The organism is Mesorhizobium sp. P2_E6 (assembly GCF_056403835.1).
Genome location: NZ_JBFUEQ010000040.1, coordinates 1 through 1,156, shown reverse-complemented (window position 1 = coordinate 1,156; position 1,156 = coordinate 1). Strand labels below are relative to the sequence as shown.

Annotated in this window: 2 protein-coding genes and 1 tRNA gene; 1 reads left to right on the top strand and 2 read right to left on the bottom strand. The window is 59.2% G+C overall.

The window, feature by feature from the left end; genetic code table 11:
- Together AC1D08_RS33660 and AC1D08_RS33655 are read right to left on the bottom strand one after the other, a co-directional pair.
- Positions 1–190: porin (locus tag AC1D08_RS33660; RefSeq protein WP_477418438.1), on the bottom strand; the 190-nt coding region annotated here is incomplete at its 3' end.
- A gap of 150 nt (positions 191–340) precedes the next feature.
- Positions 341–431, bottom strand: a tRNA-Ser gene (locus AC1D08_RS33655).
- A 451-nt stretch (positions 432–882) separates the two neighbouring features.
- Here AC1D08_RS33655 and AC1D08_RS33650 point away from each other — a divergent pair.
- Positions 883–1,156: porin (locus AC1D08_RS33650; RefSeq protein ID WP_477425348.1), on the top strand; the 274-nt coding region annotated here is incomplete at its 3' end.

The window sequence follows — 1,156 nt, the reverse complement described above, 5'->3', positions numbered from 1 at the left end:
GGACATAGCCGCCGATGCGCAGGCAGGTTTCGGTGCCGGGGATGTAGAAGTAGCCAGCGCCGTAGACGTCGCAGATCTTGACGTATTCAGCGGGCTCCGGCTCGGCGACGACGACGGCGTCGGCGGCGCGCGCACCGGAAACTGCGAGCAGAGCCGCAGCGGAGCCGAGGAGAAGGCTCTTGATGTTCATTTTCTGACCTCCAGTCAGAATCGAACAAAACAGCGTTGCCTTCAGTGCATTTTTGGCACGGAGTTGCGTTCCGACGGCAACGGATTGCCTGCCTATCTATCTGATTTAATAGGATGATTTTTGATTGGCCGCCTTCGAGGCAGGCAGAGATGGCGGAGAGGATGGGATTCGAACCCACGAGAAGCTTTTGACCTCTACTCCCTTAGCAGGGGAGCGCCTTCGACCACTCGGCCACCTCTCCGTTGCGCCGCTGGATAAAGAAAAGCGCCGGCACAATCAACAAGCCCGCGTCATTATATGGAAAAATAAGAACGCACCGAGCTGCGGCTTTCCTTCGATGCGGCGGTTCTGCGGCAGTTTCCTGGCTGGCGACTCGGCGCCTTGCCATGATTCCGTCGGCCGATTGTCGGATTCGGCTGGAAACAAGCGGTTGCCGCGGCCCCAATGGTTAACGAGAGCTTTCTGAGTGAGGCCAAATCGTGTCATTTGTGCAACAACGCCAGGGGATAGCAGCCGAACAGCCCTTTCGCCGGTACGATCGTGGTTGAACGCCGCCGTCTCATGGGTAATGTCGAATTCGAAGGAGCGGCGCGGTGCGCATCTTTTTCGGTAGTGGGGATGGGGCAGGGAACGCTGTCCTTCAGCAAAGAATACCCAGACCCGTTTTTTAACTTTTGACTGGAGGTCAGAAAATGAACATCAAGAGCCTTCTCCTCGGCTCCGCTGCGGCTCTGCTCGCAGTTTCCGGTGCGCGCGCCGCCGACGCCGTCGTCGTCGCCGAGCCGGAGCCCGCTGAATACGTCAAGATCTGCGACGTCTACGGCGCTGGCTACTTCTACATCCCCGGCACCGAAACCTGCCTGCGCATTGGCTACTTCTACATCCCCGGCACCGAAACCTGCCTGCGCATCGGCGGCTATGTCCGTTACGACATCGGCGGCGGCGACGTCGGCTCGTTCGATGGCG